This window comes from Mucilaginibacter gilvus, assembly GCF_004054195.1.
In the GTDB taxonomy this organism is placed as follows: Bacteria; Bacteroidota; Bacteroidia; order Sphingobacteriales; family Sphingobacteriaceae; genus Mucilaginibacter; species Mucilaginibacter gilvus.
This window is the reverse complement of the sequence record NZ_SBIW01000005.1, coordinates 1-24,062: the sequence shown is the minus strand read 5'-3', so window position 1 is coordinate 24,062 and position 24,062 is coordinate 1. Positions and strand designations below refer to the sequence as shown.

Genomic DNA, 24,062 nt, shown 5'->3' with positions numbered 1-24,062 from the left:
TTAACATGATTTATTAGAACTCATTTTCTTGAATTGCTTCATGTGGAAAATAAAAAGGAGGTATTCGAATTTTGTGTCATCTCGTATTTTATTTAGATACATTTACGATTTTTGACTCAATTTACCGATATCAGTCAAGTTCCCGAAGTAGATTATCAAGATCAAGTGGCTTTACTAACATCTCGATCGACCCGTTCGAATCATACGGCCAAAGTTCCTTTGGCCTATCCCAATAAAGTTCTACCCCATTTCCATCGGGATCATCCAAATAGAGTGCTTCTGAAACTCCGTGGTCACTTGCGCCAGTCATCGGATACTTCGCCACTCCTATGCGATGATAAATTTCGGCAAGTTCTTTCCTCGTGGCATAAAGTATGGCCGTGTGGTAAAGCCCCACACCCGTCAAGGGCGCAGGTGGCGACCCAGCGCTATGCCAGGTATTGAGACCTATATGATGATGGTAACCGCCTGCAGATAAAAAAGCGGCCTGTGTCCCATAGGTTGACGTCAGTTCAAAGCCTAATAAATCTTTGTAAAAACCAAGGGATCGATCAAGGTCTGCCACCTTTAGATGTACGTGCCCTATCCTTGTTGTTGCGGGTACGGTATATTTTTCTTTCATAGAACGAAGTGATTTATTGATCTTATTCGATACATAATATTTAACTCTTTCTTATAACTGCTTCGTTCGTCAACCTTTTGATATTTTGGCTGAATAAAATAAAGTAGTCCTTGACCTCATGTTGGCGATCAACTATAAACCTTTGCAATAAATTGATTTATAGAAGTTGGCTTTCTATTTAAGAAAGTGGACAGCGTACCATCTTCTTTGTCCATAGTTTCCTCTGCCAAAGCTGTACCCCATGCAGCTAACATACCAATGTACATTTCCGGTACGCCCGCTTTTTCCATAATAGCCTTAAAATCATTCACATCTGGAGACTCGTAATTGATTTTTTTATTCAATACTTCAGAAATATATCTAGCTATGGTATCAAAACCAACGGATTCGGTATTGGTCAACGTATAGATTTTATTTTTATGACCTTCTGTGGTTAAAACGTGGGCGGCAGCTTCGGCCAAGTCTTCGCGAAGTACCCAGCTTGCTTTACCTTCTCCCGAAGGAAACAAAATGTTGTGCGTCTCGACCACTTTATCGCCGACAAAAGCAAGTATCATTTCAGCATAGATACCGTTTTGGAGTATGGTGTAGTCGATACTACTTTCTTTTAGATAGTTTTCAGATTCAACGTGGGAATTTTGAAAATCTGCTATTGCTGAATCTTCATAGCCCGGCTTTCTTACAAACGAGGTGTACACGATATGATCGACTTTTGCTTCCTTGGCCGCTTTTATCACGTTTTTGTGATGTAGCGTGCGGTTCTCGACAGCTTCCCTATTGTTACTTGACACCAACAATAATTTATCTACGCCTTGAAAGGCCTTTACCATCGAACTATTGTCAGTATAATCGCCTTCTTTGATTAGTACCCCTTTTTCTTTTAAACTTATTGCTTTAGCAGAATCTCTGACAAGAACTGAAATTTCTGAGGGATCTACTCCCTTGTTTAATAAATGTTCAACTGCTTTTGAACCAAATTGACCTGTTGCACCTGTTACTAAAATCATATCTTTATTTATTTAAATTTTAATCAAAAATATATTAATTGATAATTTTATTTGTTTTGAAGTTTTATACGGCTTACGTAAGAAGCGGCTAAAATCACAAGAAAAACAATTCCTGCGATTACCTTATCCGCAGGGTCGCCTACGGCAGAATGTGCAATTGAGGCCGATAAGAACATAATTGCGAACCCTATGTAAGCCGTCTCTTTTAGTAATCTAATGGGTAGCCAAAGTAAGATAACGCCAATAATTTTTGAAATTCCCAATTCGATCCTGAAATAATCCGGAAAACCCAAATGCGCCATCGATACTTTTACTTCGGGTTTGGTAAGTGTCTCGAACGCGATATATGCCATCATTACGGAAATTATTCCTGTTGTAACATAATATGTGATTTTTGTTGCTTTCATATCATTTGCATTTAAAAGTTTTACTTTACAAATTTACGTATATTTACTAACTGAAATATAGTAGTTACCCAAATGTAAGTAGTAACTTTTGGGTTAGCAGAACAAAAAAGATAATGATAAAAAGTAAATTGGAGTATTCAAAAGTACAATGCTCAAAGAGTCTTTCAGCGACCGAGGATGCTATATATGTTCTTGGTGGTAGATGGACAATACGAGTAATGATTGCAATTTTGGGAGGACATTCAAGATTCAACGAAATACAACGATCCCTGAATAATATTTCTGCAAAAATGCTATCGAGCGAACTGAAAAAATTAGAAGTAAACCATTTGGTAGAAAGAACTGTGTTTGCCGACCAAATACCTGTAATTGTAGAGTATCTACCTACGGATTACAGTCAATCGTTAAAAGATATCATTGCTGCTTTGGCCTTATGGGGCGAAATGCACAAAACGAAAATCACGAGTAACAACTAAATCTGCCCAATAACAATTCACAATGAAATACCCTGATTCCTAGAATATCATCACGCGAGCCGTTTAGCGTGGCTGCTATCTGAAGCATTGCAGCCTTATAACTGCGCGTTTTGGAAACTTGACGAGTTTATATAAAAAAATCATAATTGACACGGATAAAGTTTCAATTAAAGGATTTTCTGAATTCTATCGGTGATAGGTCTGTCTTGGCCTTGAACAGTTTGGTAAAGGACTGTGGGTGTTCAAATCCCAAACTGTAAGCTACCTCACTAATACTTAGAGCGGTGGTCGATAGCTTTTCCTTCGCTTTCCTTATGAGTCTATCATGAATATGCTGTTGGGTGCTCTGTCCAGTCAGTAATTTAAGTAGGCTGCCTAAATAATTGGGTGATACATTCAACCCCTCGGCGATGCCGGTAACGGAGGGCACGCCATTTTTTAGTAAAGCTTCTTTTTCAAAGTAGCCATTAAGTAACGTTTCCATTCGGTCAAGTAACTGATGATTGCTGATCTTGCGAGTCAGGAATTGCCTGTGGTAAAACCGTTCTGCATAGGTGAGCAATAATTCTACCTGCGTAATAATTAGATCTTGGCTAAACCTGTCGATATTCGAGCGGTACTCCTGAGCTATATTTTTCAAAATAGCGATGATTATTGCCTCTTCCCTGTCAGAGAGATGTAAAGCTTCATTTATCGAGTAGCTGAAATAATCATATCGCCTAATTTTTTCAGCCAAGGAATTATTCCATAAAAAATCGGGATGGATGAGCAACAGCCATCCCGAGTGTTCCAATATTGTGTTAGGTTCCGCATCGATGCGGAGCAATTGACCGGGTGCCAGAAAGGTCATCATCCCTTCATCAAAATCATAAGTTTGCTGCCCGTATTTCATTTTTGCATTAAAATTCCTTTTTAAACCAATGGAATAAAATCCCATCACGAGACTAACTGCATCATCATTAGGGTCATATTTGATGTCCTCAAAATTGACCAAGCTTATCAGAGGATGCTCCGGTTTAGTCAGCTTTTGCAGGCTATGGAATTCGCTGATCGTTTTTACTTGCTTTGGGTGGACTTTTGCCATAACACAATGTAATTATTTTTGATGGTATGCGAACGCAAATTCTTTGGCAAATTCTTCAAGTTTGACTTTACCCATGTTTTGAGGTGGGTGCAGGTCGTAGTCTTCTCGTAATAGGCCGTTATGGATTGCTGAATTCAATTCTACCAATTTTATAGCGATAGGTAAAGGCACACCATGGCTTTCCATGGAATCCTGGACTTTCTGGTCGCTAAAAGTAAGCCATTGCAGGTTAGGTATGCCGATAGCTTTTCCCAGTATGCTAGCAATTTCACTACATTTTCGCTCGTCACTGGCCACATACCTGATTCCTTTTTTGATTATTACCAGTTCTTCCGCTGCAGCGGCAGCAATATCTAGGGGGGAGACCATGACAACTTTGTCTTTGCCACCAAAATTGGCGCCCATGATGCCTGAAGTCTTGATCATATCCATGTAGTGAAACATGTTGTAATAAAAAGAAGTTGGGCGAAGGTGAGTAATGGATACATCGGCAAGTTCGGCGAATATCTTCTCGACGTGGTATGAGCCCTCGATGATGCCGGTTCCTTTTGGTAAATGAGCCCCCCAGCTGCTGAGGTTGACCACTCTTTTAATGCCTGATTCGTTGATCGCTTTTGCATAACTGTTGCCTATACTAAAATAATGTGCCAACGGGTCTTGCGCTGTGAAATCTGGTGGAACCATAGTATAGACGGCATCTGCATTACTAAAAACTTCCGTTAAAAAATAATCGTCTTTTAACGAGCCGATGGCTGGAACTGCGCCCATGCTTTCAATAGTTGTTTGTTTTTCTGCATTGCTGCTGATTACGGTTACTTGATGACCAATAGCTATCAATTCTTCTGCCAATGGCTTGCTGATGTTCCCTAAAGAACCAGTTAGTATAATTTTCATGATTTATCTTTTTAGTAACACAAAGGTCTGCAATCATCAAGTAACACTATTAGCCAAATCAACTTTTGCCTTAGCCAAATAGTGAAAATTTTTCTAAAAAATACGATTAATGAGCATTTTCTTCAACTTTTTATGGTTTTTGATAACAACTGTTTAATGAGTAGTGGATCTTCTTGTTCATCAATCTAATTAAATGATTGTCTGTATTCCAGAGGTGAAACGCTCGTTTTTGTCTTGAATAATTTGCTGAATGACTGCGAATGTTCAAAGCCTAATTCACAGGCAATTTCACTTATGGATAAATTTGTCATTGCTAACTTTTCTTTTGCTTTTTCGATTAATTTATCGTGTATGTGTTGTTGTGTACTTTGTCCCGTTAATACTTTAAGCAGACTACTTAAATAATTTGGCGATACATTTATAGAATTTGCTATGTCTTGAACAGTCGGCAATCCCATTTCTATTAAACTTTCATTGTTGAAACTTTCTTTAAGTATCTCCTCTAATCTAGTCAATATTTGATGATTGTTTATTTTTCTGGTAATGAATTGGCGATGATAATGGAAATCCTCGCGCCATTGATCACCCTGTTCTGAAATCACAATCAGTTGATTGCGGAACACTTTGACCAGATTAATCTCTTGACAATCAATTTGGACTTCAATTACTATTTACACAACCTTATGGTCTACATCCTACGGAATAGCATGGTCAAGGCATCCGGAATATCCAAAATGGCTTTTAATTCCTCTGTGGCAATAAAGATTTTCGAATACACCGCTTTAGCCGTAGGGAACGAAGCCGAACCCCTTTTTTAGCAGATTTAAAAGTATTGATTGCATTTTAGCTGTTGTTAATATTTTCATTATAAGATTAGTATGTACATATTGGAAAATACGTATGCCTTATCGATACCACCATCATAACATTAACGCCAATATTTTGCTAAATTGATTTAGTGGATAATAAAAATATCAATATATTTGCCAGTATAAAAGAGTTCACAGATTTGTTGAAGGATTCACAAGTTGTCCTGGGATCGTAAAATACCTAGGCCATTACCTGTAATTTATATATCGTTTATGAGAAAGATTTTCAACTGCCTTGCGCTATTTTTGGCTTGTGATAGTAATGTTGTAGCCCAACAGGCCGTGCCTATTGTAAAGGCTGATATTAAGGGAACTAATGTTAACTATGCCAGCAACAGAGCCCCGCTTATAGCCCAGCAATTTATTAAGCTGCCGGTTACAGCTTTTAAACCGGCCGGTTGGTTGTATACCCAACTGCAGTTACAAAAAAAGGGCCTTACGGGTAATCTGGGTGAGATTAGTATTTGGCTAAGTAAAACCGATAATGCTTGGCTTAACAAAAGCGGCAAGGGTAAATATGGCTGGGAAGAGCTGCCGTACTGGCTAAAGGGCTATGGCGACATGGCTTACATGCTTAACGATCGAACGATGATCGCTCAAACTAAATTCTGGATCAATGCGGTGCTTGATAATCAGCGTGCCGACGGGGATATGGGTCCCCTCATAACCAATATCAACGGCAACCGTGACCTTTGGGCCAACATGCCCATGATATGGTGCCTGCGCAGCTATTACGAGTTTAGCCACGACGCACGCGTGTTACCGGCCCTAACCCGTTATTTTCAATGGATGCAAAGCTACCCCGACAACCAGTTTTTAAAAGATTACTGGGAGAACAGCCGCGGCGGCGATTACCTGGTAAGCATTTACTGGCTCTACAACATAACCGGCGACAAGTTTCTGCTGGATCTAGCTACAAAGGTTGATAAAAATACCGCCAACTGGCGCCAGGCTACCAACCTGCCCAACTGGCACAACGTTAACATAGCCGAGTGTTTTAGAGAGCCGGCTACTTACTACTTGCAAAGCCATAACCAGGCCGACCTTGATGCTACCTACAATAACTTCAACCTCATCCGTAATATATATGGGCAAGTGCCGGGAGGTATGTTTGGCGGCGACGAAAATTCGCGCAAGGGCTATGACGACCCGCGACAGGCGGTTGAAACCTGCGGCATGGTTGAACAAATGACCAGCGACCAATACTTGCTGCAATATACCGGCGATACTTTTTGGGCCGAGAACTGCGAGGATGTGGCTTTTAACACCTTCCCCGCCGCTTTCACTACCGACTATAAGGCGCTACGCTACCTTACCGCCCCCAACATGGTGCTGAACGACAGCAAGAACCACTCGCCCGGCATTGATAATAATGGTCCGTTTTTAATGATGAACCCTTTTAGCAGCCGCTGCTGCCAGCATAACCACGCGGCAGGCTGGGTGTACTATGCAGAAAATGCCTGGATGGCTACTTCGGATAACGGCCTCGCCATGCAGCTATACCAAGCCGGCACCGTTACCGCTAAAGTGGGCAAAGGGCAAGAGGTTAAGATAGTTACCGATACCCAGTACCCGTTTAATGACAGGGTTGGGTTTATAGTTAACACAGCTAAGCCTTTGGAGTTCCCGATCTACCTGCGCGTGCCTACCTGGTGCCATGGCGCCACCGTCGAGATCAATCATCGTGCGGTGCATGTGGATGCTATACCCGGTGGTTACATCAGGCTGAACCAGAAATGGAAGAACCACGACCAGATCAACATTAAACTGCCTATGGCCATTAAGGTACGCCAATGGGCTAAAAACAAAAACAGCGTGAGTGTTAATTACGGCCCTCTTACATTTTCGCTGAAGATTGGTGAGGAATATGAAAAAGAAAGCAGCATCGCCACCGCTATTGGCGACTCGCGCTGGCAAGCTACCGCCGACCCTAATAAATGGCCGTCCTATGAAATTTACCCAGGCACGGCCTGGAACTATGGCCTTATGCTGGATGCTGTAGATCCGAGTACTTCGTTTATAGTAATTAAAAAAGGCTGGCCTGCTGATGGCAATCCGTTTACCAACGCCAACGCGCCTATCGAGCTGCATGCAACGGGCAAACAAATAGCCGACTGGACTTTAGATAAATACGGCTTGTGCGGCGTACTGCCTCAAAGCCCGGTTAAAACTACGGCCGTAGCAAGCAACTTAACGCTGGTACCCATGGGCGGAGCGAGGTTGCGGGTGTCGGCGTTCCCGGTTGTGGGGGTAAATTAATGAGTGAGTTTAAATGAGTGAATGAATTTTTAGGGCCGGGCTTCTTTGTGGGTGTAGTGTATATATCGGGATGTTAATGCTTCAAGCGTTCCCAAGGTCTAATTAGTTGTCGCCTTTTTGCTTTCAAGCAATTTATCATGATTTTTGTTCAGTGCTATAACTTTTATAAATTTGCTAAATCGATATTTAAATATCTTTGAAACACAAATATTTAGTTATTTAACCAACTCACCAATAAATTACTGGCACAATAGCCAAAAAAATTAATGACTATGAAGATTAAGCTGATCATTATGTTTTTGCTTGCCTGCACCCTTAAAACTATGGCGCAGCTACCTGCTGGAGGGGCACGAAACCGCGGCCGTTTCCGAGTAGGTGATGTTACAACCGAGCCTGGTGTGCGTGACCCTTGCTTGGCTAAGGAAGGGGATACCTACTACATTTATTATACTGGCGACGGGATCTCTGTTTTCTCATCAAAAGATATGAGATCCTGGAAGAAAGAACCTTCAGTATTTAGTGTTGCTCCCGCATGGGTTGCTCAAAAACTACCCAGCTTTAAAGGACTAGGCTTTTGGGCGCCTGATATTAGCTTTCATAACGGTTTATGGTATTTATATTATGCCACATCTATATTTGGAAAAAACACATCAGTGATTGGCATGGCTACCAATAAAACGCTCGACCCAAAATCAAAAGATTATAAATGGATTGATGGTGGCCTGGTGATTCAATCCGTGACTGGGCGCGACGATTGGAACACTATTGATCCCAACTTGGCAGTTGACGAAGATGGTACAGGTTGGTTAAGCTTTGGCTCGCATTGGAATGGGCTGAAATTAGTCAAGTTAAAGTCTGACTTTAAAACTCTTGCCGAACCACAGGAATGGTATACTATAGCGAGTCGACCTCGCGATTATAAGTATACCGATGCTGAAGCTGGCAATTCTAAAATTGAGGCACCCTTCATCTTTAAAAAAGATAATTATTATTACCTGTTCGTTTCATGGGACAGTTGCTGTTCAGGTGTTAACAGTACTTATAATATACGCGTTGGCAGGTCAGAAAAAATTACCGGACCCTATATGGATCAAGCAGGCGTTAATATGGCAAAGGGTGGTGGTACATTGGTGCTGGGCGGCGATACCGGACCTGAAAAAAAAATATATGCATTAGGCCATAACTCTGTCGGAACATATGAGGGAATTGAATATATGGCATTCCATGCCTATACCAACAGTTATGAACACTTAGGGATAGAAAAGTTAGCCTGGGTTAATGGTTGGCCCAGCGTGAAGAAATAACCGTTTATTACAAATTATCCCTATAGCATGAGGGTAAAAAAGTATCTTAATGAGCGTATTTGTAAGCGATAAATAAAACGTATGTCCACCGTAATGACCTATCATTACCGATAACATTGTAATACTGATGCGAACTTTTTGCTAAATTGATTTAGTATATAATTTTAACGACAACAAAATCGTAAACAGACCATTTAATACTGCCCTGAACTAACGTAACCAAATATGAAACAAAGATTTTACGCGGTAAATTATAGCAAAAGTTTGATTTGCGTCATCTTCATTGTATTTGTTCTCCAAACTTCTACTTATGCACAATCAGGAAAAAAGCCTAAGGGTCGGGGACAGTGGACGGAAAAACAAGCTTGGGATTGGGAAAAGAAACACGATGTTATTAAAGGCTTTAATGCCCCAAATGCCCCATACCCGGGTGTGGGGCGTCATGTTATATTCCGAAAGGCTGCCGACCTTGGATTTAACAGTGTACGTACTTGGTTACCGGGCCGACCTGAAACGCATATTAAGATATTGCATCAAATTTTAGACGAGGCGGCGGCTAAGGGGTTAACGGTTTCGCCGGTGCTTGAGATTAAGTATTGGCTAAAACAGCCAGACCTAATAAGGGCAAAAGCGGATGCAGAGGCTTATGTACGGGCTATCATTCAAGAATTTAAAAATGATTCGCGCATTATTCTTTGGGATATATGGAACGAGCCCGAACTGGCCGTGAAAGAAAAGAACCGAAATGATTATACTTGGTTAAAAGATGCATTTATCTGGGCGAGAGAGGAAGCCCCTATACAGCCTATTACGTTGTCGTCAATATGGTTATACGAGCCAGATTTTCATGATGCTAAGGCACAAGCATGGCATGACGAACTCGCGCTTATGAACGATGTGCATAATTTCCATTTATAAGACGTGAGCATAGAGCGCATGAAAGCAATTGAAGACATGATAATGAGGTTGAAAAAGCTCAGCAACCGCCCTATAGTATGTACCGAAGCGATAGCACGGACCCGCGGCGGAACGTTTGGCCGTACGTTGCCGGTTTTTTCTAAGTATCATGTTCATTTCTATTCCAGGGGCCTTTACACCGCCGATTCAAACTGGGACGTTGCTTGGGGACTTAGTTCTTTTGAGCCTTATGAGCCTTGGTTCCATGATTTGCTACATCCGGATGGTTCGCCTTATGACTGGGCAGAGCTAGACTGGGTATGTAAATTTCATTTTGCTTCGCCAGGTGAGATTACGGATCCAGGTGCAGAGGTTACCGAACGTTGGAGCACCTGGCGCTCCTGGAAATGGGTGTTAGACGGACCAATTAAAGGCTTATATTATGTACCAGAGGATATGGGCGAGCAAGCAGTATCAATCTGGGCAAAAAAAATAGCAGAGGCCGAAACAATGGGCTATAACGGGTTACGTATAAAACTAAATTATAGCGAATGGAAAAAGAACTCTTCTGCACTTTATAACAAAACGGACACACTGCTGGCACTTGCCGAAAAGCACAATATGCGAGTAATCCCCGCATTGCTTAATGACGAAGATGCAGGTAATAACGAGGTCGATCTTTCAGATTATGTAAGTCTTATAGTAAAAAAATATGGGTTTGATACTAGAGTAATAGCCTGGGAGTTATACACAGCACCCGGTAAACAAAGTGTGCCAAAGGACAAACTAAAATCAATATTAGCGGTAATATTTAGGGTGGCTCGTTTTGAATTTGTTGATCAGCCATTAACTGCCACCCCGGTAATAAAAACAAATGATTTTAATAAGGATTTTGATTATAAGGCTTCATTGGTTCACGGCCGTAGGGGCGGATGGGATCGACTTGAATATGAAGGCAGCAGTGATGCGGAACTATGTAACTATATCTGGAGCCTGTCAGATATATTATCGTTCGGTACGGATAAAAAAATGCCCGAAACCGGCTGGTTGCTAAACGTGATTAATCGTTATGGCCGCCCGGTTATCTGTTCTGCATGGAATGCTGCTGACGACTCGTCTGTTAAAGAAACTATGGATTTATTTTCAAAGAATCATGTTTATTGGTATAACTCAGGGAAAATAGCGGACCGCTCATTGATCCGCTCTTTCCTTTTTACACAGATCAGCACGCCGAGAAGATAAAAAAGTCGCCTGAACAAAAGCATTTAAAAGTACCGCGACATTCAGATTCGTTCGACCCTATAGAAAAACGTTGAAGGGAACTGATCAATGCTAAGCGTGTTGTTGGAATTCGTTGAAAATGAATTCATATGATTTGGTTATAATATAATATTATCTACGTACCATACAAGTTACCATTATGCTTAAAAACTTAATTGCCCTACTATTACTTGCTTCTTTTATTCAACCTGCAAACGCCCAGCACTGGGAACGCAAAAAGGCGCCTTTAATGACTAAATACGCCGCAGACGTAGATACGGCCAACGTTTTGCCCGAATACCCACGACCGCAAATGGTGCGCAGCCAGTGGATAAACCTAAACGGCCTATGGCAATATAAACCGGGTACCTGGCAAAACGAACCATACCCGAAACGCGATTTTAATAAAACCATCCTTGTCCCTTTCGCGGTAGAATCAGCACTTTCAGGGGTTATGGAGCATCATGATCGTATTTGGTACCGCCGTAAGTTCACCATTCCTGCCGATTGGCATAATAAACGTGTTCTGTTGCACTTCGGTGCTGTCGATTATGAGTGCGAAGTGTTTATCAATAATAAGAGCGCAGGCAAACACCAGGGTGGCTATGATCCTTTTACATTTGATATCACTGACCTAATATCTTCCGGTGAGCAAACCGTTACGGTTAAAGTATGGGATCCTACAGACGCGGAAGGGTTCCCGCGGGGCAAACAAACACTAAACCCGCAAGGCATTATGTATACTTCTGTTACGGGGATCTGGCAAACAGTTTGGCTGGAACCGGTGGAACAAAGCCATATCATAGACTTTAAAATGACGCCAGATATTGACAAGTCCTTACTAAACCTGTCTTTAAATGTATCAAATGTCAGCCACCTCACTTATACTGCGCAGGTTAAAGACGGCGACAAAGTGGTGGCAACTATTAAGGGCGATGCTATGACACCTACGGATATTAGGATCAGCAAACCCAAGCTATGGTCCCCCGATCATCCTTTTCTTTACGATATGACTATAACTCTTCAGGATGGTGACAAGAAAGTGGTTGACCAAGTAAAGACTTATTTTGGCATGCGTAAAACCTCGGTAGGGTTTGATGGCCAGTACCACCGGCTTTATCTGAACAATAAGTTTTTATTTCAACTCGGGCCTTTAGATCAGGGTTTTTGGCCGGACGGTCTTTACACGGCCCCAACCGATGCCGCCCTGCGGTCTGATCTTGAAATGATAAAAAAGCTGGGCTTTAACATGGTACGTAAACATATAAAGGTTGAGCCGCAACGATGGTATTACTGGTGCGATAAGATGGGCCTTATGGTTTGGCAGGATATGCCTTCACCAAACTCCTACACCTATGGTACGCCGCCACCCGATAAGGAAGCCTTTACCAACGAGTTGATACGCATGATAGAAACGCATTACAACACACCAAGTATCGTTACCTGGGTTCTATTTAATGAAGGTCAGGCACAGCACGATACCAAAAAATATGTTGCCCTCATAAAGGGGCTTGATCCGTCACGGATAGTAAACGAGGCAAGCGGCTGGAAAAATGAAGGCGCGGGCGATATCAGCGATGTTCACGCCTATCCTCCGCCGGCCTGCCCCGAAAGCACGACCCAGGCTACCGCCTGTGGCGAGTTCGGTGGCATAGGCTATCAGTTGGATCAGCATATCTGGAACAGCAACGACCTGATGCAGTATGTGACCTTAAATAACGAAAAGGACTATTTGAAACTGTATGACAATTTTTCAACTATGTTGGCCAAATTTAAAACCAATAAAGGTTTAAGCGCCGCCGTATACACCGAAATTACCGATGTTGAAATAGAGTTGAACGGCATTATGACCTATGATCGTGTGCTAAAGGTTGATCCCGAGAAAATACGCCGGTCCAATCAGAAAGCTATAAGCCAAGATATATACGAGCAGGTTAACAATGTGTTACCAACCGCCGAAAATGCACCGGTTAAATGGCAGTATGCCACCAATGCTCCGGGTGAAAAATGGATGGACAAAGACTTCAACACATCATCATGGCAAACTGCAATTGGTGGCTTCGGAACGAGAGAAACACCTGGCGCACGTATTGGGACGGTATGGAACACACATGATATCTGGATGCGCCAAATCTTTAATTTAGAAAAAATTTCAGGTGCTGACCTAAATCAGCTTATGTTGCGTGTGCACCATGACGAAGATTGTGAAGTGTACATCAATGGTATGCTGGCAGCGTCTTTACCAGGATGGACATCGGATTATGAAAACTTAGCATTGTCGAAGGTTATTAAAGATAGCATAATAAAAAACCGGCAAAATGTAATAGCGATCCATTGCGCAAACAAAACCGGTGGACAGTTTATTGATGCCGGTTTAACTGTCATAAGTGATAAAAAATTGAATAAATAGTTCGAGTTAAATGCACTTATTAAAAAGACTTTAGAAAGCAGGCAATTCACAGAGTTCACCTGAATCCATTATACGGATTCAGGTGTTTTATTTATGGAAAAGGTAAATCAGTCGGGTAATTTATAATAATGTGTAGTTTATGTTGAATCGGAAAATTTATCATTGGACATAACGCTTAAAGTGGATATTCCGGGAGCCCTGACCAGGCTATTCCGTAGGACGCAAACCATCAGGTTGTGTAAATAGTAACAGAAATCCAAATTGACTGTCAAAAGATTAATCTGGTCAAAGTGTTCCGGAATCAACTGATCGTAATTTAAGAACAGGGTGATCAATGGCGCCGGAATATCCATACTACAGGCGGCATTCAAATAAGTGACGATATTGATGACGAGGCTGTTTTAGGTAGAAACCGAAGAAGGCAAAAGCAAGCACGTACAAACAGAAGGTAGCCCACTAAAGTAAATTCGCGTTTTGCGAATTGAGAAATAAGGGTTAAATTTGTATATGAAAGCACATAACGGGATGCGGCCACATGATGTAGTCGTATTGTTAAAGATCATTTGTTCAGATAAAAACTGGTTAAGCAAAGACCTTGCTGCAAGCTTGCATATCAGCAATTCGGAGATCAGCGAATCTCTGAACCGTTCGATGATCGCTAAATTAATCAGCCCCGATAAGCGGGTCGTTTTCAAGACCGCGTTATATGGTTTTATCGAACATGGTTTGAAATTCGTATTCCCTGCTGAACCTGGGCCGATCCTTCGCGGGTTACCAACCGCACACAGTGCGCCTATTTTAAAAAATTTCTTTGTGGCGGATGAACAATATGTGTGGCCGGATGCTGGCGGAAAAGTAAAAGGACAGGCCATTACTCCTTTATACCCTAACCAAGTGCTGGCAGTTAAGCATGATGAGCGGCTGTATGATATGCTTGCCTTGACCGATGCGATCCGGGTAGGAAAGGCAAGGGAGCAAAAAAAGGCGTTGGAACTATTGAAAATAACTTTCGAATCGGTTTATGCATGAAAATTTAATCAGGATAAAAGCAGTTAATGAGGCCCTTAAAGAACTTGAGCATGAATACGTGTTTGTCGGTGGCGCTACGGTATCATTATATGCGACTAATGCTGCTGCGGTTAATGCAGTAAGGCCAACGGATGATGTAGATATACTTGTGGAACTGGCCAGTTATAAAGGATATACCGAGTTGGATAAACGCCTGCTGGATATTGGCTTTAAAAACGATATGACGTCAGGAGTGATTTGCCGGTATAAGATTCAGGGAATAACCGTAGATGTAATGCCAACCCATCCGGAAGCCATGGGCTTCAGTAATAAATGGTACCCCGAAGGTTTCCAAACTGCCATTAATTATCGTTTAGATAACCAAACCGATATTAAAATATTTTCGCTGCCCTATTTTGTGGCAACTAAATGGGAGGCTTTCAAAGGAAGGGGAACGGACTATAGGACAAGTACAGATTTTGAAGACCTGGTATATGTTTTTGAAAATGCGGATGATTTCGAAGAGCAAATGGAAACTGCTCCCGAGCATTTGGCCAGCTATCTGCGCGGTGAATTTGAGCCAATTCTTGACAGGGATGATTTTGAGGAAGGCTTATATGCTCATCTTGCCGGAGGATATGGAGGTATTGATGCTAACTACATCAGAAACCGTATCATTATGGCATTAGGAATCAACAGGCAAAGATTCCGGGGCAGGTCGAGATAAATCGCAGGCAAACTAACTATTGCCCTTTTTCAGCAATTCGATCTTTTCACGTTCGCTGGCAAGTAAACGCTCATACAGCTTTTTATTTTCTTCGAATAATTCAACCAGCTTATCAATGGGATTAAAAGTGCAATTGTAGTTTACAGTAGGTCCACCATGAATGACAGAATTGTCATAATTATTTTGAATATTATGAATAGCCTGTTCCTCATCAAAATTCTTGATCGCTTCCTCAGGTACTTTCAAAGCTTTAGCCACCTCTGATAATATTTCAGGTTCTATAGTTTCTTTAGCTTCTAATAATGATACACGCTTCTGATTCCATTCCGAACCAAGTTCAAGCGCAAGGGCTTCCTGTTTAAGTCCGAGCATTTCACGGAAGCGTTTTACATTACGTCCTTGATGGATATTGGGTCTTTCTGCTGTTGCGCTCATTGTTCTTATAGCCTGTTGAACAAAGATAATAAAAAAACAAAGATGATGGTTAATGCCATTAACAAGGGTACAGACGGATAACTTATCCCTTGATGCTTCTACGTTAGCTACCCATGGAATAGGATAGAAATTAGCTTCAGCTGAACTTTGATATACCTGCCAATACAGACAGGTATAATAGTTTTAGTATGGCTGAAGAATTTAACCAATGGGATTTTTATCCCCTTAACCTGCGGCCCGAACAGGTTAACAACCCGTTAAGCTTTATCACGACCTTTTTTGATCACGATAGTTTACCGGGCCATTTGGAAACCTTGCAGAACTGGTGTTTCACCATATTGAAGCCGGACTTTTACCGGGATGAGAAAGGTAGTCCATCAGGGTTGTTGTACTTTCATAAACTTACGATTTGTATTATTGAAGCGGCACATCTGATCAAAGATATGTCCGACAAACCGAATGTATCGGTAACAGCAAATGAACTTTCGTATGAACAAAGGGAATGGAGTTATTACCCGGTATCGCTGAGCAAAGAACAACAGCTTAACCCTTATTTACTATTGGATGATTTTTTTAGTCAGTACAACTTACCGCAATACCGTGCGATGCTTTACGACTGGCTGGAGCATGGCCTGTCAAGTAAACCCGCCCGTGAATTTATAGAGCCTTTAGACCTGCTGACGGTCAACGAGAACCTGGAAAAGCTATTCGGGGCTGCATGGTTTATTTTTCAGCGGTTATCGCCAAAGCCATCATTGAAGTTTGATACACCTATAGGCAGGGTGCCGTTTTCGTTATCCGCTAATCTCTCCCAAGCCGAACGGGAGGTTTATGCTGTCAAACTATATAACCTAAACAGTAATATGCCGGATAAACAGGGGGTACTGATCAGCAAGCTTATTTCCATTATCATTCATAAGGTCAATTCTGTTCAGGCAGTGATCTATTTGGGTACTGCACCTAATGATAAAATATACGCACTTGTACTTACCGCTAATGAGGAACAGCGGTTAGCACAAAGCCTTGCAGGTATGATAGAAGACAGTTGCAGGGAAACAGCAAAAGTAGTAGCCTTAGTACACCACGCATCCGCCTTGTTTACGGGGTTAAAGCGGAGCAATCTGTTTTTTAACACCGCTTTAGGCTGCCCCGCTGTTTATTTATCAGGGGGACTATTATTACCTGCTGCTATGCCATTATCTGCCGTCCAACATACAGCAACATCATCGCAATGGGAACACTGGCACCGGTTGGGATTAGACTTTTACAACGGGGCAAAATATCATTTGCAGCAAGGTGCAGATAATGCCGCGCTCTTTTGCCTGCATCAATGTTCGGAGTGTGTTTTGGTCGCTTTAGTGAGAGCAGTACTGAATTATGATATTAACAACCATAACCTATCGAGGTTGCTTACGATTACCGAAATGTTTACGGCTGATCTTGTTATGGTATTCAAGACAGATGAACAGGGGAATTTGATGCTGTTTAACGAACTGAAACACGCTTATGTAAATGTCAGGTATAAGGACGGGTACGAAGCCGAGCGCAACAATGTTAGAGCGTTATTGGGTACAGTCAAACAGTTATTGAATGTGGCTGAAAGGGTCTATGAGCAAAATTTGCTTATGGCTAGCTTGTAATTGTTCTTTGGAGTAGTGCAGCTGCGGCAAGCGGCTCATTACATCACGCGTATGCACGCTACATCCATTCGCCCGCCAGCCTCGCTTCGAAAGCAGGAGTAACTCCTACCTCGTTACACCTGCAAAACCCGAAAGCTGGCTGAAAAGAAAAGTGACAACGCCTAAAACCCCAGCTTGTAAATTATAAGCTAAACTAATAAAGAATGCTGCGATGAATCCCTATCGTTGCATTACACCGCCGCCACAAAGTTAGCCCTGCCTCTAAATCGTAAAGGACATGTAAATGGCGATTGCTTTTTGGAGTTGTTGCGCCACCCTTGACAATTTAGCGGCTTAGCACTCCCGGTTGTTTAAGCGGAGCAATGCCTACCTGTGTTAAAAAGCCGTAACTGACCTTTATTGTTCGGTACTACCGAAAAGCTTGTCAAGATTAAAGACGGGCTATGCTCAATTTTGTTGCTTAACGCTACAGAATGAGTAAGGCCCGGCTGAAAAATAAAACTGTTACAACTACCGATACCATCAAAGCCCTACGAAAGGATGGCATTGAAATATCTGAAAATGAAGCAGAGAAAATTTTGGATTTCTTGTATTTTTTAGCTAAATTAACTGTAAATCAATACGTTAATAACAAGCCGGATAAGTAAAATATTAGCTGGCTTTTAACTTACTCATTATGAATTCTGCCTACCTATACGTGCGTGTAAGCACCGATGAACAAAAAAGAAAGGGTTACTCATTACCTGAACAGGAAGATCGCCTATTGCGTTACTGTGAGCAAAATAACATTGAGGTTAAGGGGATATTCAGAGAAGACTATTCTGCAAAGAACTTCAATCGCCCGGAATGGACAAAAATGTTAAACATAGTTAAGGCAAGGAAGAAAAAAGACCAGGAAAATATCCTGTTTCTCAAATGGGACCGGTTCAGCAGGAACATTGAATTTGCCTATCAAATGATAGGGATATTGCGTGATATTAATGTTCAGGCAATGGCCATTGATCAGCCCATTGATTTTAAGATACCTGAGAGCACAGTCATGCTTGCTGTTTACCTTGCCGTTCCTGAATCAGAGAATACAAGGCGCGCGCTCAACACTTTGACTGGTATGCGCAGGGCAAGGAAAGCAGGGCGATGTGTCTCCACCGCACCCAAAGGATATATTAACCTTTCTCATCCTGATGGTAGGAAATATATTGCACCAAAGCAGCCGGAAGCGAGTATTATGCAATGGGTGTTTAAGGAATTAGCTACTGGTACACATAACGCTGAACAGATACGCAAAATGGCCAAAACCAAAGGTTTTGAATGTGAAAGGAACAATTTCTGGAAAATCATCAGAGACCCTATTTATTGCGGAATTATTGTGGTGCCACCATATGAAGATGAAGAAATGCAATTTGTAAAAGCGCAGCACGAACCGATTATAAGCGAAGCACTATTTTACGAAGTACAAGACGTCCTAAACGGCAATAAGAAAAATACTGCAACAAATGTTGCCGCTAAGAGGCTTTTTAGAGTGCCCTGACTGCCATAGGATGCTTACCGGAAGTGCGTCAAGAGGCAGACACGGTAACTATTTTCATTATTACCATTGCGCAGGAAACTGTAAATGCCGTTTTAAAGCGGCAACGGTAAATGAATATTTTGAAAACGAATTATTGAACTTCCAACTTACACCAGGCATTGCAGACCATTTCAAAGCTATTGTTATCGATGTTTTTAAATCGGAACGCGAGGGCGGGTCGAACGAACGTTTGCTATTAGCAGACCAGATTGATAAGCAGGAGAAAATCCTTTCCAATGCTCGTAGACGGTTTATGATGGAAGAAATAGATGCCGAAGACTTCAAGGCAATAAAAACAGAAAGTACGGCTACTTTAAGGGTTTTGGAGGCCAAGCTTTCAGATCTGCCGAGTAAGGGAGAGAGCTTAAAAACGGTTGAAGGTTTATTAGATATCGTAATACAGAAGTATTCGGACATACAAATACATTATAGATCGGCCAGCATCATAGAAAAGCGAAAATTGATCGGTTCGATATACCCTAAAAACCTATGCTATGACGGAACAGGACATCGAACCCCCTATTTGAACACTGCGCTTGAACTTATATTGCAGATTAACAGGCAGTTAAAGGGTAAAAAGAAAGGGGAAAGATACACTAACTTGCATCTTTCCCCTTTGGTAGCCCGTAGGGGAATCGAACTCCTTTAAGCAACTCTTAAGTCGTTCAACACCTTCAATTGCTCTACCAAATGGTTCGAATTATGCCCAGCCTGGGGACATTCTATATAATTTTCTATTGGTGTAAAATAGAAGCAACCATTAATTGCTTTTAAACTTATAATTTGGGCTTGCTCTACCTTACTGATAAGTATATTGCGGAATGATAACCTATGAACAAATCAACTGACATTTATAAAAGAAGAATAAATCAGGTGATCGATCACCTTAACGATAATCTGGACAGGTCTGTTTCCCTCGAGGAATTAGCTTCTGTTGCATTTTTTTCGCCTTTTCACTTTCACCGGATCTTTGTTGCTATGATGGGTGAAACCGTTCATAATTTTACCAATAGGATGCGCAATGAAAAAGCTGCCCGTCTTCTTAGATTTTCCAAAAAAACTATTGCTGAAATTGCAACTGAATGTGGCTTTTCCTCTACGGCAACATTATCGCGTTTATTTAAACACTATTTCGGCGTTTCACCGGGTCAGTATCGAAAAGGCGAAAAAATAAAAAACAGCAAGATTCGCAAAGATTTACAACCAATAATTGAATATCATTGTGACTTGACGCAGGATGAATTGGAAAAACGTTTTCCTGTTCAGATTAAGCAACTGCCGGAACGGAGGATCGCATATATCAGGGTGACTGATGCTTTTAAGGAGCGCGTAGTGATCGCTGCATTTGCAAAACTGATCCATTGGTCAAAGGATGTAGGCCTGTATCCGTCGGAAACTATTTTTGGCATGTCCAAGGACGACCCGGAAGTAACTCCAAAAGAGAAGTACACATATGAATCATGCATAACGTTGCCAAAAGATTTTAAGGTGAGTGCGGACAGCCCGGTACAAATAACTACACTGCCTGCATGCAAATATGCCTTTACCAGAGTATCAGGCGACATTAATTTGGTTGCAACGGGTATCAATTATTTGTTTGATAACTGGCTGATCAATAGTGATTATGAATGCGAAGCGCAACCCGGACTGGAGGTGTTTTTGGACAAAGAAAATGTATGCAACTGGAGCCATTTCGATCTGGACATCGGGATTCCCGTTAACGCGGTAAATAATTTCAAATAAAAAAAATAAGTAAAATGAAAAAAATAGTATTGCTCACCATAGTTGTAGCCGCTTCTTTTTTGTCAGGTTTTACAGTAAACACAATCATTAGCAACAATAAACAAAAAATGAAAAAAGTAACAGGTATAGGGGGTATATTTTTTAAGTGCAAGGACCCTAAAGCGATCAACGAATGGTATAAATTACATCTCGGTTTTGACACCACACCGTATGGAACCAGTTTTGAGTGGCGTGAGGCAGGCGACGGTAACAAAAAGGGGCTTACCCAATGGAACCCTTTTCCAAACGACACAAAATATTTCGCGCCCTCGACTAAGGATTTTATGATCAATTACCGGGTTGATGATCTGGAGCAACTGGTTGCAGAGCTTAGGAAGGAAAATGTGACCATCGTTGATAAGATAGAAATATTTGAATATGGTAAATTTGTTAATATTTTAGACCCTGAAGGAAACAAAATTCAACTGTGGGAGCCAAAAGATTAATAGGCAAAGTATGGCAAAGACAAAAACAACCGAAACAAATGTAAGCGTACCCGATTTTATTGAATCATATGTCGAAAACGACCAAAAGAAAGCCGATAGTTACCGACTGATAGAATTGATGAGTGCATGGTCGGGATTCGACCCCAAATTGTGGGGCACAAGTATTATCGGGTTTGGAAGTTACCACTATAAGTATGCCAGCGGGCATGAAGGCGATATGCCATTAATGGGATTTTCGCCGCGAAAGGCAGAGTTTTCGCTATATGTCTATTCTCCAATACCGGAGCAGGAAAAGATCTTGAACAGTCTGGGCAAATTCAAAATTGGCAAAGCATGCGTTTACGTAAAGAAGCTTTCAGATATCAATATCAACGTCTTGGAAACGATGGCCACATCGACCGTCGCCTACCTTAATGAACACCACGAGTGTGCGTGCAGGGACCATTAAAAATACATCAAGTAAAAGCTGTCCACATAAAGATTTCACACGCCAAATATGTCCCAGACTAGGCTAGAACCGACCCGCTGATAAGAAAATAGACTTTATTTTTTTTAATATTATTTATATATTTGACTTAACAATTAGAGTCTATTTGCTATTGCGTTATTCGTAGCGTAAAGGACTTTTGAAAATGTAAATTACTGATTACCAGCATATAAGAGTGGAGGTTCACAAACCTAACTCTCCGCCAAAGGTAAAATTGAAAAAATGCGCTATTCGTAGCGTTCAAGTTCAAAAAGTACCAAAAACGGCCTCAGTAAAGCGGAATCGCAATAGGTTCAAAACCCTAGCTCTCCGCTGATTACATTGACAAAAGTGTCAAAAGCCCCTTAATTGCGAAATTAAGGGGCTTTTTCTTTTACATACCTGCCAAAACTCGCAAATAATCGCAAAACTCTGTTGCGTCATTCGTAGCGTCTTTTCAAAATTGAGCTATAAATCAAAAAGACGCCATGAATGGCTCATAACGATTTGAACCACACCACATTCGCTACAAGCGCATCTCGTGAAACAAATAGCTGACACGTAATTTTGTTTACCTTTTATTTATGTTTTTTTTTTAGAAAAAACGTTTGGGTTATTGTCCTTTTTAAAGCAGCCAAAACAAACAACAAGACAACAGATTTATTTATCTGAAAATCACCGTCGATGGTGATTCCGTTTGAGCTTTACTAAGCGCAGGTGTGAACAATCAAGACGGAATGCACAGGTTAGCGATCTTTTGCGCATCCCTTGTCGCTTTGGCAATTTCAAAGCGCTCATCCTTTAATATCTTCGCAAAGGTGTTAATATAGGCAGCCTGCTGACTGAAAATATGACCGATCTTCAATTCACCACCTTGCTGTCATCGATCAGTTTTGCCGCGCGCTCATTTGGCGATAACGTTTGCCCTTCCTCTTGTTTGGCCTAAAGCTCTTCCAATGCCCGTAGATCCTTATTGGCTGTCATTGAACAGGAATGCCTGGCCACGCTGAGTTTCCAAATTCTACAGTTTTGGTTTGAGTAACACCCGCATCATTTTTGATAACCTTACCTTCTGCGGTTCAGATGGCCTGGATGTCGCTGGTCTTGGGAACTCGATCGTCGTACCCTTTACCTCCTTTTTGACCCACATAATACCGGTTTACGAAAAGCTCAATTTCACCGTCAAAAATCGGGATCCTCCCGAACGTTAGTAAACAGAAAAGATCTCCAGTTGCTGAACAGCGTCTGGCATTTCCCATTCGGTCAGGTGCCCACCGGAATAACCTAATAAGGCTATTGACAAGGGGTCGGTGATCAGTTGATCTGACCGGTTTGCTCACTATTACCCAACGATTATCCGGCCTCAAGCAGGTTCAATTAATACCGGCGCAAATGATAAGCTTGCTTTTTTGCCCACGGTTTCGGCCAGGTTATCTTTCAGGGTAATATCTGGTCCGGCATACTTTTTTCATTGGCATACTTATCAACCGCCCAATTGCGGTGGCCTTTGCTTTCGCGGGTATCGCTTGAATGGCCCTGGCGCATACCCCCAAGCGCAACCCCGGACGCTCACCGTGAACGATCTGCAGGGCAGCAAAATGCTCATCAACTTTTGCGATAGCGCCTTTGCCATAGGCGAAAGCCAAAGCAGCCCGCACGAACGCTATTTTAAACAGATAAAGCAACACAATGCGCAGCAAACTTATGGCGAAGAAAACATTTGCGTATGCCGCATAGAAAAGGACATCAACGACCTGCGCTACCAATTCCTACGATAAGACCACGAGGATACCCGCCTGCTCAAACGCACCGCACCCTGCTCACCCAACAGGCCCGCGACCTGCACCAACAAGGCAAAAGCCTGCGCCAGATAGGCAGAAGTGAGGCTGCTTATGGTAGCAAGCGAACACAAATATAACGGCTACGGCTAAAACCCATGGTGGCACGAGTGTGTCAGTAAAAGGGGTATATGATTTTGCTAAGGTATTGATTAAGAGGCGTTCACGCATGTTCACGCCGTTCATGTGTTAAACGTGAACAAATAGTGGAAGATTTCCGAACTCCCGGACAAGAGCCTTTCTGGATTTCTTTTAAACGAAGAAACCCCTTCATCGTTAGATGAAAGGGTTCTCGTTAAGGCCTTGCGGCTTTAAGATTTGGCACCGACCTACTCTCCCACATTTTACTGCAGTACCATCGGCTCTGGCGGGCTTAACTTCTCTGTTCGGAATGGGAAGAGGTGGACACCGCCGATATAGACACCTAAATATCTTCAGTTCACTGGTTCATTAGTTCAGTTGTTCATTGGTATTTGCAACGTGACTAATGAATAGCGTACTATATTTTATATTGTTTATGTTCTTCGTTATATGCATTATGGCTACTAATGAACCAATGATACCTATGAACTAATGAACCATATAAACAATGACATATTATTGAAAGAAGTAAAAGTATCAGAGAAAACAACAGCTTTGTGTTGAGAGGCCATAGTCTTTGTTC

At 41.8% G+C, this 24,062-nt stretch carries 23 protein-coding genes and 1 rRNA gene; 16 read left to right on the top strand and 8 right to left on the bottom strand.

Annotated features, from left to right (window positions below; all coding sequences use genetic code 11):
- Positions 1-130 precede the first annotated feature (130 nt).
- The 3 genes from EPL05_RS12115 to EPL05_RS12105 all read right to left on the bottom strand — a co-directional run bounded on the left by EPL05_RS12115 (position 131) and on the right by EPL05_RS12105 (position 2,036).
- Entirely contained in the window at positions 131-622 is a 492-nt protein-coding gene (locus tag EPL05_RS12115) for a VOC family protein (RefSeq protein ID WP_128534238.1), read from the bottom strand.
- A gap of 128 nt (positions 623-750) precedes the next feature.
- Entirely contained in the window at positions 751-1,629 is an 879-nt protein-coding gene (locus EPL05_RS12110) for an SDR family oxidoreductase (RefSeq protein ID WP_128534237.1), read from the bottom strand.
- A 47-nt stretch (positions 1,630-1,676) separates the two neighbouring features.
- Entirely contained in the window at positions 1,677-2,036 is a 360-nt protein-coding gene (locus EPL05_RS12105; protein WP_128534236.1) for a DoxX family protein, read from the bottom strand.
- 113 nt (positions 2,037-2,149) lie between these two features.
- Here EPL05_RS12105 and EPL05_RS12100 point away from each other — a divergent pair, with 113 nt between their 5' ends.
- The gene (locus tag EPL05_RS12100) at positions 2,150-2,512 is read left to right on the top strand and encodes a winged helix-turn-helix transcriptional regulator (RefSeq protein WP_128534235.1); all 363 of its coding nucleotides are present in this window, start codon (positions 2,150-2,152) and stop codon (positions 2,510-2,512) included.
- Positions 2,513-2,675: 163 nt separating this feature from the next.
- On the opposite strand, the gene EPL05_RS12095 is transcribed toward EPL05_RS12100, so the two are convergent.
- The 3 genes from EPL05_RS12095 to EPL05_RS12085 all read right to left on the bottom strand — a co-directional run bounded on the left by EPL05_RS12095 (position 2,676) and on the right by EPL05_RS12085 (position 5,113).
- A complete protein-coding gene (locus EPL05_RS12095; protein ID WP_128534234.1) occupies positions 2,676-3,596 on the bottom strand; it encodes a helix-turn-helix domain-containing protein in 921 nt (306 codons plus the stop codon).
- A gap of 12 nt (positions 3,597-3,608) precedes the next feature.
- Positions 3,609-4,490 (bottom strand): NAD(P)H-binding protein, encoded by an 882-nt coding sequence (locus EPL05_RS12090; protein ID WP_128534233.1) that lies wholly within the window; start codon positions 4,488-4,490, stop codon positions 3,609-3,611.
- A 185-nt stretch (positions 4,491-4,675) separates the two neighbouring features.
- Positions 4,676-5,113 carry a helix-turn-helix domain-containing protein gene (locus EPL05_RS12085; protein WP_317127889.1) on the bottom strand — a complete coding sequence of 146 codons (438 nt, stop codon included), beginning with the start codon at positions 5,111-5,113 and terminating at the stop codon, positions 4,676-4,678.
- A gap of 459 nt (positions 5,114-5,572) precedes the next feature.
- On the opposite strand from EPL05_RS12085, the gene EPL05_RS12080 reads away from it, so the two are divergent.
- The 7 genes from EPL05_RS12080 to EPL05_RS12050 all read left to right on the top strand — a co-directional run bounded on the left by EPL05_RS12080 (position 5,573) and on the right by EPL05_RS12050 (position 15,224).
- A complete protein-coding gene (locus EPL05_RS12080; protein ID WP_128534232.1) occupies positions 5,573-7,618 on the top strand; it encodes a beta-L-arabinofuranosidase domain-containing protein in 2,046 nt (681 codons plus the stop codon).
- 272 nt (positions 7,619-7,890) lie between these two features.
- Positions 7,891-8,922: a family 43 glycosylhydrolase gene (locus EPL05_RS12075; RefSeq protein WP_208394734.1), complete on the top strand. Its 1,032-nt coding sequence runs from the start codon at positions 7,891-7,893 to the stop codon at positions 8,920-8,922.
- A gap of 225 nt (positions 8,923-9,147) precedes the next feature.
- Complete coding sequence (locus EPL05_RS12070) at positions 9,148-9,840, top strand: glycoside hydrolase 5 family protein (protein ID WP_128534231.1); 693 nt, start codon at positions 9,148-9,150, stop codon at positions 9,838-9,840.
- Positions 9,841-9,858: 18 nt separating this feature from the next.
- Positions 9,859-11,061 (top strand): hypothetical protein, encoded by a 1,203-nt coding sequence (locus tag EPL05_RS12065; RefSeq protein WP_128534230.1) that lies wholly within the window; start codon positions 9,859-9,861, stop codon positions 11,059-11,061.
- A 178-nt stretch (positions 11,062-11,239) separates the two neighbouring features.
- Entirely contained in the window at positions 11,240-13,489 is a 2,250-nt protein-coding gene (locus EPL05_RS12060) for a glycoside hydrolase family 2 protein (protein ID WP_128534229.1), read from the top strand.
- Positions 13,490-13,996: 507 nt separating this feature from the next.
- Entirely contained in the window at positions 13,997-14,518 is a 522-nt protein-coding gene (locus EPL05_RS12055) for a hypothetical protein (protein ID WP_128534228.1), read from the top strand.
- The gene (locus tag EPL05_RS12050; RefSeq protein ID WP_128534227.1) at positions 14,511-15,224 is read left to right on the top strand and encodes a hypothetical protein; all 714 of its coding nucleotides are present in this window, start codon (positions 14,511-14,513) and stop codon (positions 15,222-15,224) included. Before EPL05_RS12055 ends, EPL05_RS12050 begins: the two co-directional genes overlap by 8 nt.
- A 12-nt stretch (positions 15,225-15,236) precedes the next feature.
- Here the strand turns inward: EPL05_RS12050 and EPL05_RS12045 are convergent, their stop codons facing one another.
- Positions 15,237-15,659 (bottom strand): helix-turn-helix transcriptional regulator, encoded by a 423-nt coding sequence (locus EPL05_RS12045; protein WP_128534226.1) that lies wholly within the window; start codon positions 15,657-15,659, stop codon positions 15,237-15,239.
- Between the two features lie 188 nt (positions 15,660-15,847).
- Between EPL05_RS12045 and EPL05_RS12040 the strand changes: the two genes are divergently transcribed.
- From EPL05_RS12040 to EPL05_RS12015, 8 genes are all read left to right on the top strand, one after another.
- Positions 15,848-17,299, top strand: a complete 1,452-nt coding sequence (locus EPL05_RS12040; RefSeq protein WP_128534225.1) for a HEPN domain-containing protein — start codon at positions 15,848-15,850, stop codon at positions 17,297-17,299.
- Between the two features lie 473 nt (positions 17,300-17,772).
- A complete protein-coding gene (locus EPL05_RS23970; protein WP_166727688.1) occupies positions 17,773-17,946 on the top strand; it encodes a hypothetical protein in 174 nt (57 codons plus the stop codon).
- A gap of 29 nt (positions 17,947-17,975) precedes the next feature.
- Positions 17,976-18,827 carry a recombinase family protein gene (locus tag EPL05_RS24310; protein WP_243837282.1) on the top strand — a complete coding sequence of 284 codons (852 nt, stop codon included), beginning with the start codon at positions 17,976-17,978 and terminating at the stop codon, positions 18,825-18,827.
- Positions 18,828-18,837: 10 nt separating this feature from the next.
- On the top strand, positions 18,838-19,515 hold the full coding sequence (locus EPL05_RS24305) for a hypothetical protein (protein WP_243837281.1): 678 nt from the start codon (positions 18,838-18,840) through the stop codon (positions 19,513-19,515).
- Positions 19,516-19,697: 182 nt separating this feature from the next.
- Complete coding sequence (locus EPL05_RS12030) at positions 19,698-20,609, top strand: AraC family transcriptional regulator (RefSeq protein ID WP_128534224.1); 912 nt, start codon at positions 19,698-19,700, stop codon at positions 20,607-20,609.
- Between the two features lie 14 nt (positions 20,610-20,623).
- A complete protein-coding gene (locus EPL05_RS12025; RefSeq protein ID WP_208394733.1) occupies positions 20,624-21,094 on the top strand; it encodes a VOC family protein in 471 nt (156 codons plus the stop codon).
- Positions 21,095-21,104: 10 nt separating this feature from the next.
- Complete coding sequence (locus EPL05_RS12020) at positions 21,105-21,542, top strand: DUF1801 domain-containing protein (protein WP_128534223.1); 438 nt, start codon at positions 21,105-21,107, stop codon at positions 21,540-21,542.
- A 1,592-nt stretch (positions 21,543-23,134) separates the two neighbouring features.
- Positions 23,135-23,338, top strand: coding sequence for a hypothetical protein (locus EPL05_RS12015; RefSeq protein ID WP_128534222.1), 204 nt, complete (start codon positions 23,135-23,137; stop codon positions 23,336-23,338).
- A gap of 376 nt (positions 23,339-23,714) precedes the next feature.
- On the opposite strand, the gene rrf is transcribed toward EPL05_RS12015, so the two are convergent.
- A 5S ribosomal RNA gene (gene rrf, locus EPL05_RS12010) occupies positions 23,715-23,826 on the bottom strand.
- Positions 23,827-24,062: the final 236 nt, after the last annotated feature.

Coding starts and splice junctions, on each gene's coding strand:
- EPL05_RS12020 (WP_128534223.1), top strand. CDS start 21,105: ATGGCAAAGACAAAAACAACCGAAACAAATGTAAGCGTACCCGATTTT.
- EPL05_RS12025 (WP_208394733.1), top strand. CDS start 20,624: ATGAAAAAAATAGTATTGCTCACCATAGTTGTAGCCGCTTCTTTTTTG.
- EPL05_RS12040 (WP_128534225.1), top strand. CDS start 15,848: ATGGCTGAAGAATTTAACCAATGGGATTTTTATCCCCTTAACCTGCGG.
- EPL05_RS12070 (WP_128534231.1), top strand. CDS start 9,148: ATGAAACAAAGATTTTACGCGGTAAATTATAGCAAAAGTTTGATTTGC.
- EPL05_RS12055 (WP_128534228.1), top strand. CDS start 13,997: ATGAAAGCACATAACGGGATGCGGCCACATGATGTAGTCGTATTGTTA.
- EPL05_RS23970 (WP_166727688.1), top strand. CDS start 17,773: ATGAGTAAGGCCCGGCTGAAAAATAAAACTGTTACAACTACCGATACC.
- EPL05_RS24305 (WP_243837281.1), top strand. CDS start 18,838: ATGCTTACCGGAAGTGCGTCAAGAGGCAGACACGGTAACTATTTTCAT.
- EPL05_RS24310 (WP_243837282.1), top strand. CDS start 17,976: ATGAATTCTGCCTACCTATACGTGCGTGTAAGCACCGATGAACAAAAA.
- EPL05_RS12105 (WP_128534236.1), bottom strand. CDS start 2,036: ATGAAAGCAACAAAAATCACATATTATGTTACAACAGGAATAATTTCC.
- EPL05_RS12050 (WP_128534227.1), top strand. CDS start 14,511: ATGCATGAAAATTTAATCAGGATAAAAGCAGTTAATGAGGCCCTTAAA.
- EPL05_RS12100 (WP_128534235.1), top strand. CDS start 2,150: ATGATAAAAAGTAAATTGGAGTATTCAAAAGTACAATGCTCAAAGAGT.
- EPL05_RS12090 (WP_128534233.1), bottom strand. CDS start 4,490: ATGAAAATTATACTAACTGGTTCTTTAGGGAACATCAGCAAGCCATTG.
- EPL05_RS12110 (WP_128534237.1), bottom strand. CDS start 1,629: ATGATTTTAGTAACAGGTGCAACAGGTCAATTTGGTTCAAAAGCAGTT.
- EPL05_RS12115 (WP_128534238.1), bottom strand. CDS start 622: ATGAAAGAAAAATATACCGTACCCGCAACAACAAGGATAGGGCACGTA.
- EPL05_RS12030 (WP_128534224.1), top strand. CDS start 19,698: ATGAACAAATCAACTGACATTTATAAAAGAAGAATAAATCAGGTGATC.
- EPL05_RS12060 (WP_128534229.1), top strand. CDS start 11,240: ATGCTTAAAAACTTAATTGCCCTACTATTACTTGCTTCTTTTATTCAA.
- EPL05_RS12095 (WP_128534234.1), bottom strand. CDS start 3,596: ATGGCAAAAGTCCACCCAAAGCAAGTAAAAACGATCAGCGAATTCCAT.
- EPL05_RS12075 (WP_208394734.1), top strand. CDS start 7,891: ATGAAGATTAAGCTGATCATTATGTTTTTGCTTGCCTGCACCCTTAAA.
- EPL05_RS12045 (WP_128534226.1), bottom strand. CDS start 15,659: ATGAGCGCAACAGCAGAAAGACCCAATATCCATCAAGGACGTAATGTA.
- EPL05_RS12065 (WP_128534230.1), top strand. CDS start 9,859: ATGAAAGCAATTGAAGACATGATAATGAGGTTGAAAAAGCTCAGCAAC.
- EPL05_RS12080 (WP_128534232.1), top strand. CDS start 5,573: ATGAGAAAGATTTTCAACTGCCTTGCGCTATTTTTGGCTTGTGATAGT.